Source organism: Pedobacter sp. UYEF25 (genome assembly GCF_054061655.1).
On sequence record NZ_JBSSEL010000033.1, the window covers coordinates 1 to 18,176 of the forward strand.

Genomic DNA, 18,176 nt, shown 5'->3' on the forward strand with positions numbered 1-18,176 from the left:
TTTTTCTGCATCGGTAAAATCTTTACCTGCTTTTTGAATCATATTTTTGCCCATATTTTACACTTTTTTGTGTAAACCTATTCTAGGACAAGACATTAGCCCGACCCCTTGCGGAGTTGGGGGCACGCCCAAAAACACAAAATTATCTCATAATGTAATCATCTGCGATCTCCACCAGTTATCTTTAAAGTGGTTTTTTGTTGAAAAAATACCTGTTGTGATCAAAAAAAATACCATGTTTGGGATTGTAGAGATTACCTTTCTTAAGTTCAATACCACCAGTCGAAAGGAGTCGAACAGTGCAAAAAAAAACACCCATAATCAATTGTTAAAGTGGCAAAGAGATGGAATTTTAGAAAAGATAGTACTCGAGATTATTACCTCTAAACCGTGAATCTTAGTCTTTAAGAAATCTAATCAACTGAATTTCCTGGTTGATGGCGGTCAATTAATCAATCTCTTTTAATTTATGCTTAATTTTGACGGTTCATCACATCACAATTTTAATACACATTGGGAAAAGACAAATTACGGCGATTTGCGGAAATTAATGACTTTGCAAACGTATATCAATTAGAAGAAGCCACACCATTGAAGGGCAATTGGGCAAGCAACCATTTTAAGAACAGCAATCCATTGGTTTTAGAACTTGCCTGCGGAAAAGGTGAATATGCTGTAAATCTCGCAGAGTTGTTTCCCAACACAAATTTTATTGGGATAGATTATAAAGGCAATAGACTATGGCGCGGCGCTAAAACGGCTATTGAAAAAGGCATAAAGAATGTCGCTTTTCTTCGGATCCAGATAGAAAATCTAAAAGAATATTTCAGCGAAGGGGAATTAGACGAGATTTGGATTACTTTTCCAGATCCTCAACCACAATTGAGCAGAGAGAAAAAGCGATTGACTTCGCCGCGCTTTTTAACAGAATATAAATCGCTTTTAAAAAAAGGCGGAAAAATAAATCTAAAAACAGATAACGATCAGCTTTACAGATATACCTGCGAAACGGTGTCGGCGCTTGGCTTATTCACACACAAATCTACAGACCATTTGTACATTTCGGATGTGTTGGATGAAGTGTTGTCGATAAAAACGTATTATGAAAAGAAATATTTGTTGCACGATAAAAACATCAATTATATCCAATTTTCTTTCGATTAGATGAGTAATAACTTTTACGAACAGGTTTATGAAATTGCTCGTCTTATCCCAAAAGGTCGGGTAACTTCTTATGGCGCTATTGCCAAAAGTTTGGGCGCAGCAAAATCTTCTAGAATGGTCGGAACGGCCATGAGCGTTTCACATTTGGCTTCACCAAGTGTGCCTGCACATAGGGTAGTAAATCATGGTGGGCTACTTACGGGAAGATTTCATTTTAATCCGCCGGAGCTTATGGAAGAATTGTTGCTTAAAGAGAACATACGGGTGGAAGACAATAAAGTGATCGATTTTAAAATGATTTTTTGGAATCCAATGGAAGAAATTATAATATAACTGGAAGGCTTTTATGGTAATCTGTGATTGTGAAAACAATTAAAATGACAATCCCAACGCAGGCATAATAAGTTTCATCAATATTATTACCTTTAAAAATAGTGAATGCCAAAATTACAAGAATTATTCCAACCAAAAGCTCCACATAACCGTGGATTTTGAAGGGAATTATTTTGAGAATTCCGCCGCTAAAATCGGTTGTTACTGTCATTAAAAAGTGAATTCCGGCAAGCACATAAGAAAGAATTGCTGCATGTGCAGAAAGAGAAATGAGGTCTGGAAGTGCCAATAGCGCAATAACGGTCAAGAAATCCAATACCGCATGCGTTTTGGCCGAGATAATTTTCATAGAGAAGATACTTAGTTTTGTAAATTAGGAATTTTTAATCGAGATAAAAAACATGGGCGCATCAGTGGATAAATTTAACGAAGAAACATCGGTATTTAACCAACGTTGCATCGAAACGGCTAACATCCACATAGAAAGTTTTTTAGCATTCTACATAACGTGTCGTGCCGCTGGTTCCCTAAAAGTAAAACAAACGAGCTGTTGGCGCCAATTAGCTTAATGGTGTTTTAGTGCGATAGTGGCATCAAATATCATTTGGGAAATTGTAGTTAAGAAGGTCTAACAACAAACGAGATAGAGGAAGTTTTGTGATTGCAAATTTCGTAGACGATAGTATTTTCGTTCTACATTATCGCAAAGCGTTTATTTATTGGGACAATTTAAGTACGTTTTTTATTATTGTTTAAATAGAATTTGAAAAAATGGAAGAGCAAGATAAATTAATACGTTGCCATTGGTGCGGCACGGATCCGTTATACATTAAATACCATGATGAAGAATGGGGAAAGCCGGTTTACGATGATAAAACATTCTTCGAATTTTTGATTCTGGAGGGTGCGCAAGCCGGACTTAGCTGGATAACCATTTTGCGTAGGCGAGAGAATTACCGGAAAGCATTTGCTAATTTTGAGGTAGAGAAAGTCGCAAACTTTAGTGAGGCAGACGTGGAGCGACTCATGCAAGATGAAGGGATTATCAGAAATAGGTTAAAAGTAAAAGGCGCCATAAGTAATGCAAACTTGTTTATAGAATTACAGAAAAAACATGGGAGCTTTTCGAACTACATTTGGGGATTTTTACCAGATGCGAAACCTATCGTCAATCTCATAAATTGCAGTAATCAAGTTCCTGCAACTATACTTTTGTCTGACGAGATAAGCAAGGATATGAAGAAACTAGGTTTTAAGTTTTTTGGGAGTACTATTTGCTATGCACATATGCAGGCCACAGGAATGGTAAACGACCATATAGCGGGTTGCATTGCGAAGTAAGATTTTTCTTTTTTTTGTTATTGCGCTAAATGCGCTTGTTAATTTCCGGCACTTTTATCTTACTTACCCCATAAATTTCAATCATACTTAGAAAACTTATTCTATCGAAAGGAGCTGTTGGAGCAATTTTACCGAATGATTCGATTAACGATAAAGAGCAATTCAGGTTGTAAGAGTGTTTTAAGTAGTTTTTTAATGCTTGATAAAAAATTAACTTAGTAGCGATTATGAGTTTAGACGAATTCAACCGCTTCCTTATTATTTTTTTATTTGCTGGGCTGTTTCTATCCTGTCAGCAAAAAGTGCCTGTGGATACATTTTCGCATCTTAGTAAAAATGTAGCATCTTGTCAGCGTAATTTGCCGACAAGATTTGGTACTGGAATTAAAGCGGTTGATCTCAAAGGTTCGGTCACCGCCAGGAAAAGAAATCGTACTGGAATGAAGTGGATTCCCGAGGGAACTTTTATAATGGGCGCATCTGATAAAGAAGGTAGACCTGACGAATACCCAACCCATTTGGTAAAAGTTGATGGTTTTTACATGGACGCCACAGAAGTGACCAATGCTCAGTTTGCGGCTTTTGTAAAATTGACGGGTTATAAAACAGTTGCCGAAAGAAAACCAGATTGGGACGAGCTAAAGAAGCAGCTTCCTGCCGGCACACCGAAACCACCAGAAGACGTTTTGATTGCTTCCTCCTTAACATTTACCCCTCCAAAACATCCTGTGCCTCTAAATAATGTCTCACAGTGGTGGTCTTGGACTCCAGGCGCAGATTGGCGTCACCCTTCGGGGCCAAAAAGCAGCATTGTAGATAAAGATAATTATCCTGTTACGCAGGTTTCTTGGGACGATGCCTATGCTTATGCAAAATGGGCGGGTAAACGCTTACCTACAGAGGCAGAATGGGAATTTGCGGCTAGAGGCGGATTGAAAGACGCAGAATTTCCTTGGGGAAATGAAGCGATAGAAAGTAAAACCCCCAAAGCAAATACATGGCAAGGAAACTTTCCAACTAGAGACACCGATTGGGACGGCTTTGATGGCTTAGCCAAAACCGGCTCTTTTGCGCCAAATGGTTATGGACTTTATGATATGGCAGGAAATGTTTGGGAGTGGACGGCTGATTGGTATCGTGCGGACTATTATCAAAGTTTGTCAAATAAAACGAGCGTAAACCCTCAAGGACCTCCAACCAGCTTAGATCCAGATGAACCAACCCTGCCGCAAAAGGTAACACGAGGGGGATCGTTTATGTGCAATGCCTCTTATTGTAAAGGTTATCGCGTAAGTTCTAGAATGAAATCTTCAACAGATACAGGCTTGGAGAACACCGGGTTTAGATGTGTAGTGAGTGGTGACTAGAAAGCCGAATCTAGTTTACAGGCAATTTCATTAACTAAGGTTTTAATGATTTTTACTGCAGTGAAAATTTTACAGTTAGGCGTAAATTTTGGCCAACTATACCGGTGAGCGCTCTCCTATGTTTAGTTGATGCAGTAATAGACTTAAGTTTTGATATTTGGGATTAATTTTGGTCGATTTAACACACCTGCTTAAATCTTTGTTGGCGGAAAGTCTATCTTTTGATTTTCAGCACTAGCGATAGCCCAACTAAAGGTACGAAAGAATACCCGAATCTATTTCGAAACCGTTATCTATCAATTCACACGCAAAATCTCTTATTTTTCTTAGTGCTTTAACTTTTCTGAATTCTTTACATGGCTAAATTTCAACAATGCCACGAAAAATACCCCTCCCAATAAATTGCCTGCACTTGCCAATAGAAGCGTTTTGACGTACATGCCAAAAGTAATCTTATCTGATGAAATGTATCCAGCAAAGAGCTCTATATTTCCTACAATTGAATGATGCAAGCCTAAAAAACCAATTACAGTAGTGACCAACACAACCATTAAAATTCTACTAATGGTTTCATTTACGCTCGCTATTAACCAAGCCAACAAACCCATCAACCAGCCTGCAAAGACCCCGCTAACCAAAATTGCTTGGCCACTAAAATCTGTTAAATTATGGGCCAATTGATAAAATGTATCCGGCTTAATAGACATCATCTCATTGCCCATATAAACCGCTAAAACGCTAAAAATGCAGCCTCCAATAATATTGCCGATGTATACAATTCCCCACAGGATAATAAGATTTTTGATGGTTTCATCCCCATTTAATACCGGAAAAATAGCAAGAGTTGTGTGTTCTGTAAATAGTTCTGACCTGCCGATAATGACAAAAATAAATCCAAGCGGATAACAAAATGCGATCAACACATGCATGAAATTTTCAGAGCTGTTTCCCACAAACATAGAATAAGCCGCGGCCATTAAAAGCAAACTGAAACCAACCTCTAAACCTGCCGTAAATGAAGAAAGCAATAGACTAAATCTCGATCGTCGGTGTTCGTGTAAACTTGTTTCTATCTGCTCATCAAGTATCTGCGTAATCTCTTTTGGTTGTTTAGATTCTTCGTTTGCCATATCAACCATGGAAACTAAAAGTTTTACTGTTTTGTTTAGGCAATCTTTAATTAAAATAGTTTTTCCGCTATAATAATTTACAAAGCCGTATTGATTTACCACCTCAAGAAAGCGAGGCTATGTTATTAAGGAGCAAAAAATAGACTAAAATCCCTCGCTTTTACTATATTTCTTCACAATATCCGGTACCTCATCTTTAGTGATTACTAAATTGTGGTTATAGATGCGCTTTAAATAATCTTTGTCTATTTTAGTTAGATGATCTGTGTGCCATTCCATCCACCAAGACCACATCGCGCCTTCTGCCAAACACTTGTCAGGGTCTGGCGGCGTGCCACATTCGTGGTAAGCAATCGGAACCCGATCACCCACAATTTTTTTAACGGCTTTATACATGCTGGTCTGCGGATTGTCGCCGACACCATAAGTATCAGCACCTGCAATATCTACGTAAGCATCACCTGGATACCAGGCGGCGTCGGGCGTTCCGGTATAGCATAATACCCAGATTAGGTTGTTAAGCTTACGGGTTTTCGTATAATAATCATACATTGTAATCCAAAGCTTTTTAAACTTTTCAGGACCTTGTTTTCCCCACCAAAACCAGTTACCGTTTAACTCATGGAAAGGCCTCCAAATCACAGGTACATTTGCCTTTTGCAATTGCGCCAATAAATCGCCTTTTTCTTTCAACGCTGCCCAAAATACTTTATATTCTGTGGTTCCTTCCTCAAAACACTTATCGATGTCTATTTGCTTTTTACTGTTTTCGTATCCTTCGCCTAATCCTGGAGCGCCCATGTGCCACATGATCGTTGGAATTCCACCAGAGTTCCACCAAGCGATTGCCGATTTCACTTCCTCTTGATTGTCTTTGCTTGTGATAAAATCGAACCCATTGATGGCAGGTGACTTCCCTGTAACATCTTTAATGTAATTTATTTCGTTTATTCCCCAACTCGAACTCATCTGACCCGACAATATTTTCTTTCCATACAAGTCGTTGAGGTAGGCATATAACGCTCTGGCTTCTTTTGTTGCTTTTGGATTTGAAAGTCGCTTCTGGGCATTAGCAAGTAATGGAATGAAAAGTAGTGCGGCAATTAAGCATTTTATATGTTTCATATGTTTGTTGAAGTGATGTTCCAGCGATGCTTCAAAGATAAATTTTTAACCTAAATCAACGAGTAATTTCAAATGAGATTACCTTTTTTTGTGCTAGTTGCATGGACTTAAAGCGTTATTTTATTGTTTTAAAAGCGGCGCTCTTTACCAATTATTCTTTCTTTGAAATTAGATAGAGCTGAGGAAAAAAAAACCGTAAACCTGTTCGGTAGGATCTTTGGTTTATTCTGGAGTTTATTTATTTTTAAAGGTTATGGATTTAGATTGAAAATTGGCTTTGCTTTTTTAGAGTTTTTTTTAAAAGATATTGGTGGATGCTAGTAGCTGATTTAATAATTTATCGACCTTCCAAAGTGACAAAGCAACGAGCATTTAGATAAAAATTTGCCTTTCCGTTTTTTACTTGAATGTCTTTCTCCGGACTCATGTTTCGTGTTCTATCTGTAACAACAATCTTAAGTTTTTTCAAGTTTTTAGGCAATCCACTAAGATTCACTTTCCGGCCGGCGCTGTTATTAACAATTTGGATGGTACAGTTATTTCCTTCCCCTGCAAGTGCTGCGACAGATATGTCTGGTCTGCTAGAGGTTGCAACTATATGTCGTTCATTTGCTTTTATAGCAGCCAGCTGTTTTAGCTGCCAGAACCTTTGTGTTGGTTTCAAAGGGCCAGAATTTCCAAAAATTCCCCCGCCGGTTAATGGCGAATAATCCGCGGTGAGTTGCCATTGTAAAATCGAGAGCGGTTGACATATCGCCAGCAACCTCACATATAAATTAACCTCCTCTAATGCATAAGATTCCTCTTCGAAATATGCGGGATACTGCCAAGCTGCGGCATCGATACTGCCTTCGCCAACAATTAAAGGAACGTTAATTTTCGCTGCTGCTTCTGCCCATTTTTGCAAAGTTTTTGTCTCCCAACCCCTCCACGAATGGAAAGAAATGGCACCAATATACGGTCGACATTCTGGATCGTTTAGTGCGGGATAAATGAATGAGTAGGTATTTGCATCAGAATTATCTCCCAACAATAACTTCGTTTTAAGTCCCTTAGATTTAAAATAAGCGCCTAATCCCTTTATTAGTTGAGCATGTTCTTGCCCTGTCTGCCTAACATTAATTCCAAGATCAGATTCATTGAAAGAAAAGTAAGTGGCTTCTGTGTTATAATTGGCCTTTAAATAAAGTAAATAGTCGGTTATCGACTTATAAATTTGTTGAATTCTTTCTTGATTTAAGGGATTTCCCCATATCCCCTCGGGCGTTGCGCCGTTGTGTGCTTTGCCAATAATTGCCCAATCTGGCGGCGACCATGCAGAAACGATTACAGGAATATTCATTTCCGCTAGGCGCTGTGCCATTTGCATTGACTTTTCTACATGTGGATCTAGGTTTCCGTTTTTTGCAGCAGCAGCTGGGTCAATGTTCAACGCTGCCTGCCAATTTCTCCAAGGCATTTCAACGCGACCCCAGGCTACCCTCATATTTGCCAAACAATAATCAATAACTTGCGGATCTAATTTCGAATTTTGCAACCTAAAATTTCCTCCTACACCGGCAAACGGCCGACCCTTTATTGATGCGTTCAAATTAATTTCTGCAGGCGCGGCATCTATTTCTCCAGAAACACTTATGGTAAACGCCTTTTCATAAACAACACCTTTTTTAAAAAAACCAGTGTGAATTGGCAGGAATGTTTCAGTAAAATTTTTATGCTCAACAATTTTAGCTGAGTCCAAAGGCGAAATTTCGAAATGGTTTTTGCCTGTATAATTAAGCCTATTCCATTTTACGCCGATAAATACACCAGTTAGATTAATGTCCTCTTGAGCCACACTTTTTACAATTATGCGAACTACACCATCGCTTAAGTCTGTTACAGTTTCAGTAAATTCAATCCCGTTTATTTCCGTTTTTACGGTTTGAATATTCGCAACGCGATTAAACTTAGGTTTTTGAAGTTCTTTACCAGAATATTTAATTTCTGACCAACCGCCTGCGCCGACCACATTTAAGGTGGTATTAAAATCCATAAGTTGTCCACTGATTCGGATGCCCGTCAAATTTCCCCATGGCATAAGTTCTGCTTGGGCAAATGCATTGCTTGTAAAAAAAAGCAGAATGGCGCAAAAAATTAATTTGATGATGGATTGGCAAGGAGCCGACTTTGACTCAGAAATTTTTTTAAAAAACGCAATCATTTTTATTATTTGGTTAGTCGATCAAATGTGTTAATGCATATCTACACTATGCAAATTAATTAACTTCTACATCATAAAATAAATCAGCGTAGAATGTTTAAAAATACAAACTTTATTAGAAAAACCCTTAAGGAAATTATTCATATGCGAGGGCATTGCTAAAATACCTAGCAATTAAATCAATAGCAAATTCGCAACCGAGTTACATTCAAAATCTAACCGATTGAAATCTACTTTGCCGCGCCTTTATTGTAGGCTTCTATAAATCCCTGCACATCATTGCTGTTAAATCTTGTAGATTTTTCTAACTGAGATTTCAGTTCCGCATCGTCGCCCATTTTTTGAAGCAACATACTTTTAATCATGGTATATTTATTAGGATCGGTAATGGCTTTGATGGGAATTTCTTGCATAGGACCGCTGCCCGGCTTTTCTATAAAGTAATGTACGATAGGAGCACCAGGCGGTATATCTGGCCGGCTGTTTCCACCACCGCCTATTACAATTCCTCCACCAAAGCCCGCTCCGCCTGTTCCAATACCTACAGCTGGCCTAAATCTAACGCGCTTTTCTTGTTTCACTGGTGGCGCAACTTCACCTCCAATACTGTATAGGTTCAGGGTGCCGAATTCCAATACTTTCACAAATTTAAAGTCTAGATTTTTACCTCCGGCAAAACCTTTGCTCACGTAACTATCACCATTCCAAAAAAAGCTTTTTGCATCTTTCGCTTCGATAAGGGTAACCTCATTATTTTCATTACCAATAACTACAGAAGAGGTATTGGTTCCTCGAATGGTTCCGCGTACAACCTCGTCATTATTTTTAACCACAAAATCTTGAGCAGCTAAAATTTGGACGCAGCAAAAAATAGCCAGGAATAATAGAAAAGGTTTCATTTTTAAAAAACTATTAGGGTTAATCAAAGTTACAAAATTCATTTGGCTACCTGCAACACTTGATTATTTTGCTATTTCATTGTTAATGCTTTACAGCTCCAATAGGTGTAAGCGGAGCATTAAAGATATTTTTTTCACCTTTTAATTGCAAAGATTGTTGCATTTTTTTACAAAGGCTCCAGAGAAAAGCAATCCCCTTTTTCTTAATTCCTGTATATTTTGCCTTGCGATTTTGTTACTAAAGTATTTTCTGCACAGACGCAAGGTGCCTTTCTCTTTGTCGCTTATCCTTTATTCTTTGTCGCTGGTCTCATTCTTCGCCTTTGGTTTTCTAGACATCAACCTTCAGTCGTAAGTACCTGTATTTCATTTTCCGTAATCTTTCAGCCTAGAGATCAAGTGCAACCTCAGTTCCTCCCCCTTCCAATTAATTTTCGTCTAGGAGTGTAAGGCGTTGGTCGATTGTTTCCTCAGGCTAGTCTATTAGCCAGTTTTGGGCTGCAACAAATTGATGTCGAGGTCGTCTTAATTACAAAACAAGCAAAGAAATTAAAATATTTAAAAACGTATAAAAACTTAAAATTATGAAAACTCAAATCAAAACCATCATCGCAACAACTTTCGCAGCATTAACATTAACTGTTGGTTCATTGTCTGCAAATGCAGCTGTAAAACATCCGTCAGCTATTACAAGTTCAGTAAAAACTTTCAAAAAAGTTAATGTCAACGGAAATTTAGAAGTTATTTTTATCCAATCGAATAAAGAAGGCATAAGCTATGCCGACGATAATTTTGGAATCGCCAAAGTAACTCAAGAAGGCGATCAGCTAAATATTACTTCCATAACCAATGGGGTAACCAAACTTGTTGTTTATGTAAAGGACATTTACAGAATACAAGGCAGTGGTAACGCGGTAATCAGTACAGAGGGAAAATTGGATGTGAATAATCTACAAATTTTTCTAAAAGAAAATGCAAAGGCGAACATTAATACAACCACTTCGAGCCTATATACCGTGCTTAATGATAATTCTTCCCTAATACTAAGCGGAGCCACAGAAAATCATATCTTAACTAGAAGTAAAGACAGTAGTCTTGTATTGGCTCATTTCGACGCTAAAAACACCGATTTAGGAGGTCAAACTGCACTGAACAATTCTGATAAATTTGCAGTTACAAAATAATAAACCCACCCAAATTTACCTAAAGCGATGAAAATTTTTCATCGCTTTTTTTGTTTGCTGGACGTCCTAGTTTCAAGCGGTGTGTTTTGATCGTTTATTCAACATCGTCAAACCATTCAATTATTCGATGGTGCGTAAGGGATTTGAGCGGAAAAACCGCAGCAAGGTACGAGCGAGGATTTGCAGCGTTAGCCCGACCCCTCGCACAGCCGGGGACATTCCCAAATGATTATAGTTGATCCTTTTTCTAAAGACGAATTTATCTGCAATCGATAGAGCTGCTTAAAATAAATGTTTTATTGTGTTTTTTGGCCGTTCTCTCGACCGCGATTTTCGAGATGCTTTGGATGAGGTTATCTGTTACAATCTTTCGCCCCGACCAACACAAAATATGTATCGTACCTTTATTTTAACATTTGCAATGACATTCTTTAATTGGTTTTTGGAGTCAATTAACAATATATTGGAAAGCGTGTTAAAGCGCCGAAATAGGTAGCAATAGTGTTGACCTTAAAAATCTTAGTATGCTAGGAGATGATTCAAGATATTGAACAGCACAAAAAATAAAATTATTCCTCCTGTTAAACGTTTGTCCTCGGCCGCGTGCTAAGCCGCCACGGCATGTTATATAAGTACAATATTTTGATTGCTAACGCTAACTAACGAAGCATCTTTTTCGATAAAGCTTAAACTTTAGTTACTTTTATTGCCCGACGAATATATTTTCGTGAACCTTGCATTTAAAACTTGTTTATCAACATGGCTAATAAAAAATTATTTCTTCTAGATGGAATGGCGCTGATGTATCGCGCGCACTTTGCATTAAGTAAAAATCCACGTTTTACATCAAGCGGTATCAACACTTCTGCGGTAATGGGCTTCACAAATACCTTGTTAGAAGTGATAAATAAAGAACAGCCTACACATATCGCAGTTGTTTTCGATACTGCCGCACCCACAGAAAGACACATCACTTACGAAGCTTACAAAGCTCAACGGCAGGAGATGCCGGAGGATTTGGCCGCGGCAATGCCATTTGTTATTAAACTGATTACGGGATTTAACATTCCAGTAATTACCTCGGACGGCTATGAAGCCGATGATATAATTGGCACTCTGGCCAAAAAAGCCGAGAAAAAAGGATTTCGGGTGTTTTGCATGACGCCAGATAAAGATTTTGCCCAACTGGTGTCAGAAAATATCTTTATCTACAAGCCTAGCCGAATGGGAAATGGGATGGAAATTTTGGGCGTAAAAGAAATTTTAGCAAAATGGGAAATAGAAAATGTACTGCAGGTGATAGATATTTTGGGACTTTGGGGAGATGCTGTGGATAACATACCTGGAATCCCTGGCATTGGTGAGAAAACAGCAAAATTATTGATTCAAAAATATGGGTCCATGGAAAATATTATTGCCCATAGCCACGAACTGAAAGGCAAACAGCGTGAAAATGTAGAGAATTTTGCTGATCAAGGTTTGCTATCTAAAAAATTAGCAACGATTATTTTAGATGTTCCAATAGAGTTAGATGAAGAAGATTTATGTCTCTGCGAACCAAACAGAGATTTATTGGAGCCTTTGTTTACTGAGTTGGAGTTTAGGACGCTCGGACGAAGAGTGTTTGGCGATGCGTTTTCTGTTGGCACCGCAAAAATTAACGAGGGCACGCAAACCGATTTGTTTGGTGGAAATATGGGTGGAGAAGTGGTCTATAAAAGTTTGGCGGAAGAAGAACCGGCAGAGGTTATTCCCGTAAAAACCATCCTAGACACAGCACATAATTATCATTTGGTAGAAATTGAAGAAGATTGCGCAGCGCTCATTAAAATTTTGCTTGCTGAACCAAGAATCTCTTTTGATACCGAAACGACCAGTACAGACGCCAACATGGCTGAACTGGTTGGACTTTCTTTTGCAATAAAGCCTGGAGAGGGTTATTATATTCCTATTTCAGCAGATCGGGCGGAAGCACAAATAATTATCGACCAGTTTAAGGTTGTTTTAGAAAATGAAGCCATTGAGAAAATCGGCCAGAATATCAAATACGACATCTTGGTGTTGAGTTGGTATGGCGTTCAAGTCAAAGGCAAATTATTCGACACCATGCTGGCGCATTACCTTATTGATCCAGATACCAGACACGGGATGGATGTTCTTGCAGAGAACTATTTAAATTATGCGCCCATTTCTATCACGAAGTTGATTGGTGCGAAGGGGAAAAACCAAGGTACAATGCGTGACGTTGCCATTATTGATGTGGTTGATTATGCCGCAGAAGATGCCGACGTAACGTTGCAATTAGCCCATATTTTTGAACCAAAACTTTTAGAACTCAATGCAGCTAAACTTGCCGAAGAGATAGAAAACCCCTTGGTATATGTGCTTGCAGACATAGAGAAACAAGGTGTAAGGATTGATGTTGAAACCTTACTCAATTATTCGGCAGAGCTGGAAAAGGAAATTATTCAGTTTGAACAAAACGTGTATGATAAAGCTGGTGTGAAATTTAACCTTGCTTCACCAAAACAATTGGGAGAAGTATTGTTCGACAAATTAATGTTGGACCCAAAAGCAAAGAAAACCAAAACCGGTCAATACCAAACAGGTGAAGATGTATTACTGGCTTTGGCCCATAAAAGCGATATTGTAAAGGATATTTTAGATTTTAGGCAGTTGCAAAAACTTAAATCTACGTATGTTGATGCGCTTCCGTTAATGGTAAATCCAAAAACAGGTAGGGTACACACCTCTTACAATCAAGCGGTTGCAGCAACAGGCAGGTTAAGCAGCAACAATCCAAATTTGCAGAACATTCCCATCCGCACTGAGCGTGGACGAGAAGTTAGAAAAGCTTTTATTCCTCGAGATGAAAATCACATCATCCTTTCCGCAGATTATTCTCAGATAGAACTGCGCATCATCGCCGAAATTAGTAAGGAGGAGAATATGTTAGAAGCTTTTATAAACGGAATAGACATTCACACGGCAACCGCTGCAAAGGTTTATGGCATCGCCATAGAAGACGTGGACAGCAATCAACGTAGAAATGCGAAAGCAGTAAATTTTGGCATCATTTACGGTCAGTCCGCGTTTGGGTTATCGCAAAACCTAAACATCCCACGAAAAGAGGCCTCAGAAATTATTGAACAATATTTTGCCCAATATCCTGGTATAAAAAGATACATGGCAGATACCATGAATTTTGCCAGAGAAAATGGCTTTGTAGAAACCATAATGGGTAGGCGACGTTACCTAAGAGACATCACTTCTGTCAATCAAACAGTACGCGGTTATGCAGAAAGAAATGCCATAAATGCTCCGATACAAGGTTCTGCAGCAGATATGATCAAAATTGCGATGATCAACATTCATAGAGAAATGAAGGCAGAGAATCTGAAATCAACCATGACCATGCAGGTGCATGATGAATTGGTTTTCGATGTGTTAAAAACCGAGAAAGAGTTAATGAAAGACATTATAAAAGATAAAATGGTAAATGCAATGAAGCTTACCGTACCAATTGTAGTGGAGGTTGGCGAAGGTAACAATTGGTTAGAGGCACATTAAATTAGAATATCCTCCTGTAGTCCTATTTATGGATGGGTCATCGATTTTTACAAAAAGAAAACAGCTAGAGGAGCATTTTTTGAGCGATAAAATATCCATTGCTTAACTTTGGAACAGTTATGATAGATAATGATTTTTTCAGTACTCTTTTCAATCGGCAAAAAAGAGCTCAAGCGGTTCCTTCAAATAAGGAGATTGCATCTTGGGCTTATAAACTTTTAGCCATTCTTTTTCCGGAAACATCCGATAAGGTTTTTACAAGTTCAGAAGCCATTGCAGAGGAGTTTGAGGTTATTCAAAAAGACTTACACCGATTGCTTGAAGAAACTCAGGCCTGTTTAGAGTGTGATAATAAGGTTATTGCAGCGCAATTTATGCAACGGGTGCCGAGTATTTTGGCTGTTCTAAAAACCGATATTTCTGCATTGACTAGCGGAGACCCTGCCGCAAATAACGAATATGAAGTGATAAGAACATACCCGGGCTTTAAAGCAATTGCTTTTTATCGTTTTGCTCATCAGCTTTATCAATTAAATGTTCCGTTAATTCCGCGTATTTTAACTGAATATGCGCATTCTCGAACCGGAATAGACATTCATCCCGCTGCAGAAATTGGAAATTACCTTTGCATCGATCATGGAACCGGTATTGTTATCGGCGAAACCGCGGCTCTTGGAAACCATGTTAAATTATATCAGGGCGTTACACTCGGTGCTTTAAGTGTTAGTAAAAGTTTGGCAGGTACAAAAAGACATCCAACTGTCGAAGACCACGTGGTGATTTATAGTAATGCTACTATTTTGGGTGGAGAAACTGTAATCGGCGCTCATAGTATTATTGGCGGTAACGTGTGGATAACCAAAAGCGTACAAAAAAACTCAACCGTTTACCACACGCCCATCATAAAAGTGGTAGACAATACTAATTTTAATGTTTTATGAATTCGTTGATCGATTTGGTTGGAAATACACCAATGGTTGAGCTGAGGCGCTTAAATCAAAACCCAGACGTGACTGTTTATGCAAAATTAGAGGGAAACAATCCTGGGGGAAGTGTTAAAGATAGGGCGGCTTTAAATATGATCCAATCTGCTTTAGCGCGTGGAGATATTAAACCGGGAATGAAACTTATTGAAGCGACAAGCGGAAACACTGGAATAGCTTTGGCTATGATGGCACGCCTTTTTGGATTAGAGATAGAGCTTGTTCTACCACAAAATTCCACTAAAGAACGTACCCTTACTATGCAAGCTTTCGGCGCAAAAGTTATTTTATTAGATGGAATAGAAAAATGTAGGGATTATGCGGAGGAACGCGGTACAAGCGATGAGTATTTTTTGTTAAATCAGTTTTCAAATAAAGATAATTATCTTGCGCATTATAAATCTACCGGTCCTGAGCTTTGGAGGGATACAAATCATAAAATTACGCATTTTGTAAGTTCAATGGGTACCACAGGCACCATTATGGGAAGTTCTATGTATTTGAAGGAAAAAAATAAAAACATTCAAATTGTTGGTTGTCAGCCCACCGAAGGATCATCGATACCTGGCATTAGGAGATGGCCTAAAGCGTATCTTCCAAAAATATTTGATGCAACTAGGGTGGACCGAGTGATTGATGTGAGTGAGGAAAACGCTACCCAAATGACTCGCAATTTGGCAAGGATTGAGGGTATTTTTGCAGGCATGAGCAGCGGCGGCGCCTGTTATGCTGCGCTAAAATTAGCGGAAGAATTATCAGAAGGAACAATAGTTTTTATCGCTTGTGATAGAGGAGATAGATATTTAAGCAGCAATTTATTTGATGAATAATTCTTCACTTTATCTTCATTATTAAACACCATCTTTACTTTATAATCAAAAAAAGAAATTGTTATGAAGAAATTATTTATGATGTTGGCTATGGCGGTGTTTGGCTTTTCTGCAAGCTATGCGCAAACACCTGCAACTACCACAAGAAAAGAGGTCAAAGCAAAAAAGACTGCAGTAACTAAAACGGCAAAGGCAGAAAATGCAAAAGTTTCCACAGCACCGATGGCAGCAAAAACAACGGCGGCAAAAGTGGAGAAGACAACGTCTACAACGGTAAGCAAAACAAAATCTGCACCGGCGAAAGTTGAGAAAAGTGTATCTGGCGTAAAATTAAAAGCCGACGGTACGCCTGATAAAAGATATAAAACAGTAACTAAAGTTGGTCCCGTTAAAAAGGATGGAACACCAGATATGCGTTACAAAACAAATAAGAAACAGTAAGTTTAAGTTTAGGTTTAGTTGAAAAGGGCTGCATCGAAAGATGCAGCCCTTTCTTTATGGTTTAGAAAGCCTAAAGTTAATAAATGCATCGATTACAAGACTATTGTTTCACCAATTTTTGGCAACAACAATACGTGGTTTTCCCGCTTAAATTTATCATTGGCTTCTTCAATGTCTATTTCTATAACCGGAAAAGTGTTGTAATGTACTCCAATTACCTTATCGCAATTAATATACTTGGTTGCAATTAGTGCATCGTCTACATCCATAGTATAATTTCCGCCGATGGGTAAAATGGCATAATCCAATTTGTAAAGATCTGCCAAGATTTTCATCTCAACTGTTAATCCCGTATCTCCTGCAAAATAAATTTGCTTCCCCTCTAATTCCAACACAAAACCTGCCGGATTTCCGGCATAAGATCCATCCGGCAAGCTAGAAGAATGTAGCGCAGATACCATTCTTACATTTCCAAAATCGAACGCAAACTTTCCGAAATTCATCGAATGTACATTTGTAATGCCTTGCTGCTCTACCCATGCAATAATTTCTGGAATTGCCACAACGGTTGCATTGGTTTGCTTAGCAAGTGCGATTAAGTCAGCAACATGGTCGCCGTGTCCATGACTAACAAATATATAATCTGCTTCTATTTTTCCCATGTCTATGCTTTTAGCTAATGGATTGGGCGAAATAAAAGGATCGAAAAGTATTTTTTTGCCGGCAGCTTCTAATAAAAAGCACGATTGGCCATAATAGGTATATTTCATATTTTTTTTAAATATAAGACTAGAGTAAACGGGGAAATTTTCAGCTGTTTAAAACAATTAGAACTATTTTTCAAGTTATCCACCCTGTCCAAACATCCCACCGAGACCGCCAAGCATGTCTTTTGTGGCTGACTGCATTTCCGTGGCACTAATTTCCTCTGCATTTGCTAACGCTTTATTAATCGCTGTTAATAATAATTCTTCTAGCGCCTCTTTATCCGCTCCGTCTAAAAACGCTTGGTTTATGGAAATCCCGGTGATTGCTTTATTTGCGGTTGCGGTAATCTTTATTGCTCCGCCTTCTACCTCTCCAAATACAGAAATGGTATCCAAACGTTTTTTAATCTCTTCGGCCTTTTGTTGTGCCGCTAATAACTGATCGAACATAATAAGTTGTTTTTAACTTAACGAAATTATTGCCATTTGTGTTTTATAAACCATGGCTTTTTATAGAAAAAAGTACAATAAACGGCAATAATTAAAGAAAAACCAGTTTAATTGGAAACGGAATTTATTATAAAGAAAGAATGAGTAAGGTTTAGTTACGGCCAATAAATTTTATGCAAAGAGAAGCTGGGTAAAGGGATAGCTTGTGTGAGGGGTAGCAGCGGAAAACCCACAGCGAGAAACGAGCGAGGATTTGGAGTGAATTGACTCGTCCTAAAAAAAGTTTACATTTTAATTTATTAATCCTGCAATAGGTTTACAGTTTATTTTTAGTCCTGCAACTGGTTTACAATTGTAGGTATTTTCCGATAATAATTCTTCCATAGTCTTTCTGTTTTTATTGCTGTTTTAGAGTGATGTACCTGGTTTGGGGTTAAGTTTCCTATGCT

16 protein-coding genes are annotated in these 18,176 nt (G+C 38.4%); 9 read left to right on the top strand and 7 right to left on the bottom strand.

The features are described 5' to 3' along the window. Positions 1–513 precede the first annotated feature (513 nt). Both trmB and ACVWYG_RS18610 read left to right on the top strand, forming a co-directional pair. Positions 514–1,164 (top strand): tRNA (guanosine(46)-N7)-methyltransferase TrmB, encoded by a 651-nt coding sequence (gene trmB, locus ACVWYG_RS18605; protein WP_457272466.1) that lies wholly within the window; start codon positions 514–516, stop codon positions 1,162–1,164. Further along, the gene (locus ACVWYG_RS18610; RefSeq protein WP_457272468.1) at positions 1,165–1,497 is read left to right on the top strand and encodes an MGMT family protein; all 333 of its coding nucleotides are present in this window, start codon (positions 1,165–1,167) and stop codon (positions 1,495–1,497) included. It begins immediately after the preceding gene. Here ACVWYG_RS18610 and ACVWYG_RS18615 read toward each other — a convergent pair. Further along, complete coding sequence (locus ACVWYG_RS18615; protein ID WP_457272469.1) at positions 1,487–1,846, bottom strand: hypothetical protein; 360 nt, start codon at positions 1,844–1,846, stop codon at positions 1,487–1,489. The two genes, ACVWYG_RS18610 and ACVWYG_RS18615, sit on opposite strands and share 11 nt — an antisense overlap. A gap of 422 nt (positions 1,847–2,268) precedes the next feature. On the opposite strand from ACVWYG_RS18615, the gene ACVWYG_RS18620 reads away from it, so the two are divergent. Next, positions 2,269–2,838, top strand: coding sequence for a DNA-3-methyladenine glycosylase I (locus tag ACVWYG_RS18620; RefSeq protein WP_457272470.1), 570 nt, complete (start codon positions 2,269–2,271; stop codon positions 2,836–2,838). Positions 2,839–3,065: 227 nt separating this feature from the next. Then, on the top strand, positions 3,066–4,205 hold the full coding sequence (locus ACVWYG_RS18625; protein WP_457272472.1) for a formylglycine-generating enzyme family protein: 1,140 nt from the start codon (positions 3,066–3,068) through the stop codon (positions 4,203–4,205). A gap of 326 nt (positions 4,206–4,531) precedes the next feature. On the opposite strand, the gene ACVWYG_RS18630 is transcribed toward ACVWYG_RS18625, so the two are convergent. The 4 genes from ACVWYG_RS18630 to ACVWYG_RS18645 form a co-directional block, all read right to left on the bottom strand. Further along, positions 4,532–5,335 carry a formate/nitrite transporter family protein gene (locus ACVWYG_RS18630; RefSeq protein ID WP_457272474.1) on the bottom strand — a complete coding sequence of 268 codons (804 nt, stop codon included), beginning with the start codon at positions 5,333–5,335 and terminating at the stop codon, positions 4,532–4,534. Between the two features lie 144 nt (positions 5,336–5,479). Then, complete coding sequence (locus ACVWYG_RS18635; RefSeq protein WP_457272476.1) at positions 5,480–6,460, bottom strand: glycosyl hydrolase; 981 nt, start codon at positions 6,458–6,460, stop codon at positions 5,480–5,482. A gap of 337 nt (positions 6,461–6,797) precedes the next feature. Then, positions 6,798–8,663, bottom strand: a complete 1,866-nt coding sequence (locus ACVWYG_RS18640; protein ID WP_457272478.1) for a hypothetical protein — start codon at positions 8,661–8,663, stop codon at positions 6,798–6,800. 230 nt (positions 8,664–8,893) lie between these two features. Continuing rightward, positions 8,894–9,562, bottom strand: coding sequence for a hypothetical protein (locus ACVWYG_RS18645; RefSeq protein ID WP_457272480.1), 669 nt, complete (start codon positions 9,560–9,562; stop codon positions 8,894–8,896). A 584-nt stretch (positions 9,563–10,146) separates the two neighbouring features. On the opposite strand from ACVWYG_RS18645, the gene ACVWYG_RS18650 reads away from it, so the two are divergent. The 5 genes from ACVWYG_RS18650 to ACVWYG_RS18670 all read left to right on the top strand — a co-directional run bounded on the left by ACVWYG_RS18650 (position 10,147) and on the right by ACVWYG_RS18670 (position 16,570). Next, positions 10,147–10,746 (top strand): GIN domain-containing protein, encoded by a 600-nt coding sequence (locus ACVWYG_RS18650; RefSeq protein ID WP_457272482.1) that lies wholly within the window; start codon positions 10,147–10,149, stop codon positions 10,744–10,746. A gap of 759 nt (positions 10,747–11,505) precedes the next feature. After that, the gene (gene polA / locus ACVWYG_RS18655) at positions 11,506–14,316 is read left to right on the top strand and encodes a DNA polymerase I (RefSeq protein ID WP_457272484.1); all 2,811 of its coding nucleotides are present in this window, start codon (positions 11,506–11,508) and stop codon (positions 14,314–14,316) included. 119 nt (positions 14,317–14,435) lie between these two features. Further along, positions 14,436–15,257 (top strand): serine O-acetyltransferase EpsC, encoded by an 822-nt coding sequence (epsC, locus tag ACVWYG_RS18660; RefSeq protein ID WP_457272486.1) that lies wholly within the window; start codon positions 14,436–14,438, stop codon positions 15,255–15,257. Next, the gene (gene cysM, locus ACVWYG_RS18665; protein WP_457272487.1) at positions 15,254–16,129 is read left to right on the top strand and encodes a cysteine synthase CysM; all 876 of its coding nucleotides are present in this window, start codon (positions 15,254–15,256) and stop codon (positions 16,127–16,129) included. Before epsC ends, cysM begins: the two co-directional genes overlap by 4 nt. A gap of 63 nt (positions 16,130–16,192) precedes the next feature. After that, entirely contained in the window at positions 16,193–16,570 is a 378-nt protein-coding gene (locus ACVWYG_RS18670; RefSeq protein WP_457272489.1) for a hypothetical protein, read from the top strand. A 92-nt stretch (positions 16,571–16,662) separates the two neighbouring features. Here the strand turns inward: ACVWYG_RS18670 and ACVWYG_RS18675 are convergent, their stop codons facing one another. Together ACVWYG_RS18675 and ACVWYG_RS18680 are read right to left on the bottom strand one after the other, a co-directional pair. Next, on the bottom strand, positions 16,663–17,340 hold the full coding sequence (locus tag ACVWYG_RS18675; RefSeq protein WP_457272490.1) for a metal-dependent hydrolase: 678 nt from the start codon (positions 17,338–17,340) through the stop codon (positions 16,663–16,665). Between the two features lie 75 nt (positions 17,341–17,415). Next, a complete protein-coding gene (locus tag ACVWYG_RS18680) occupies positions 17,416–17,727 on the bottom strand; it encodes a YbaB/EbfC family nucleoid-associated protein (protein ID WP_457272492.1) in 312 nt (103 codons plus the stop codon). Positions 17,728–18,176 lie beyond the last annotated feature (449 nt).

What these genes read in the sequence shown, in the direction of transcription:
- ACVWYG_RS18620 (WP_457272470.1), top strand. Translation starts at nt 2,269, where the DNA reads ATGGAAGAGCAAGATAAATTAATACGTTGCCATTGGTGCGGCACGGAT.
- ACVWYG_RS18630 (WP_457272474.1), bottom strand. Translation starts at nt 5,335, where the DNA reads ATGGCAAACGAAGAATCTAAACAACCAAAAGAGATTACGCAGATACTT.
- ACVWYG_RS18615 (WP_457272469.1), bottom strand. Translation starts at nt 1,846, where the DNA reads ATGAAAATTATCTCGGCCAAAACGCATGCGGTATTGGATTTCTTGACC.
- epsC (WP_457272486.1), top strand. Translation starts at nt 14,436, where the DNA reads ATGATAGATAATGATTTTTTCAGTACTCTTTTCAATCGGCAAAAAAGA.
- polA (WP_457272484.1), top strand. Translation starts at nt 11,506, where the DNA reads ATGGCTAATAAAAAATTATTTCTTCTAGATGGAATGGCGCTGATGTAT.
- ACVWYG_RS18625 (WP_457272472.1), top strand. Translation starts at nt 3,066, where the DNA reads ATGAGTTTAGACGAATTCAACCGCTTCCTTATTATTTTTTTATTTGCT.
- cysM (WP_457272487.1), top strand. Translation starts at nt 15,254, where the DNA reads ATGAATTCGTTGATCGATTTGGTTGGAAATACACCAATGGTTGAGCTG.
- ACVWYG_RS18675 (WP_457272490.1), bottom strand. Translation starts at nt 17,340, where the DNA reads ATGAAATATACCTATTATGGCCAATCGTGCTTTTTATTAGAAGCTGCC.
- ACVWYG_RS18610 (WP_457272468.1), top strand. Translation starts at nt 1,165, where the DNA reads ATGAGTAATAACTTTTACGAACAGGTTTATGAAATTGCTCGTCTTATC.
- ACVWYG_RS18670 (WP_457272489.1), top strand. Translation starts at nt 16,193, where the DNA reads ATGAAGAAATTATTTATGATGTTGGCTATGGCGGTGTTTGGCTTTTCT.
- ACVWYG_RS18650 (WP_457272482.1), top strand. Translation starts at nt 10,147, where the DNA reads ATGAAAACTCAAATCAAAACCATCATCGCAACAACTTTCGCAGCATTA.
- ACVWYG_RS18640 (WP_457272478.1), bottom strand. Translation starts at nt 8,663, where the DNA reads ATGATTGCGTTTTTTAAAAAAATTTCTGAGTCAAAGTCGGCTCCTTGC.
- ACVWYG_RS18680 (WP_457272492.1), bottom strand. Translation starts at nt 17,727, where the DNA reads ATGTTCGATCAGTTATTAGCGGCACAACAAAAGGCCGAAGAGATTAAA.
- ACVWYG_RS18635 (WP_457272476.1), bottom strand. Translation starts at nt 6,460, where the DNA reads ATGAAACATATAAAATGCTTAATTGCCGCACTACTTTTCATTCCATTA.
- ACVWYG_RS18645 (WP_457272480.1), bottom strand. Translation starts at nt 9,562, where the DNA reads ATGAAACCTTTTCTATTATTCCTGGCTATTTTTTGCTGCGTCCAAATT.